The organism is Paraburkholderia sp. BR10923 (genome assembly GCF_040948765.1).
GTDB lineage: Bacteria > Pseudomonadota > Gammaproteobacteria > Burkholderiales > Burkholderiaceae > Paraburkholderia > Paraburkholderia youngii.
This window is the reverse complement of sequence record NZ_JBFPKO010000153.1, coordinates 1-557: the sequence shown is the minus strand read 5'-3', so window position 1 is coordinate 557 and position 557 is coordinate 1. Positions and strand designations below refer to the sequence as shown.

Genomic DNA, 557 nt, shown 5'->3' with positions numbered 1-557 from the left:
TCAGCCGCAAGCCGCAGCCGAGCCGCTACCCCAGCAACCGAAGCGTGCAGCGCTGCCGGCGCAATTGCCGCGCACAGAGATTCGCCACGAGCCGCAGAGCACCGTATGCCAGTGTGGCTGCGAGCGCGTGCGCATCGGCGAGGACCTCAGCGAGAAGCTGGACTACACGCCAGGTGTGTTCACCGTGGAGCGGCATATCCGTGGCAAGTGGGTGTGCAGAAACTGCGAAACACTGATTCAGGCTGCGGTGCCTGCGCATGTGATCGACAAGGGCATCCCGACCGCAGGACTGCTGGCGTCAGTGCTGGTTGCCAAGTACGCTGACCACCTTCCCCTGTACCGTCAGGAGCAGATCTTTGCGCGAGCGGGCGTCGCGATACCGCGCTCGACATTGGGCGCATGGGTCGGTACGTGCGGCGTGCAGCTACAACGTAAGCGGTCAATTAACGACGCCCATCAGAGTTGTTGAACAGGGCAATAGACTTACCGCAGTTCGGCGGGCATGCACCAGGGAAGAAGCGCGGCGTAGTCGTCGACGGTCTGCGCGAGCGGTAGGC

Annotated in this window: 1 pseudogene; it reads left to right on the top strand. The window is 63.4% G+C overall.

The features are described 5' to 3' along the window. Positions 1 to 430 (top strand): annotated as a pseudogene (locus AB3X94_RS41865) (transposase); the annotation flags it as partial. Positions 431 to 557 lie beyond the last annotated feature (127 nt).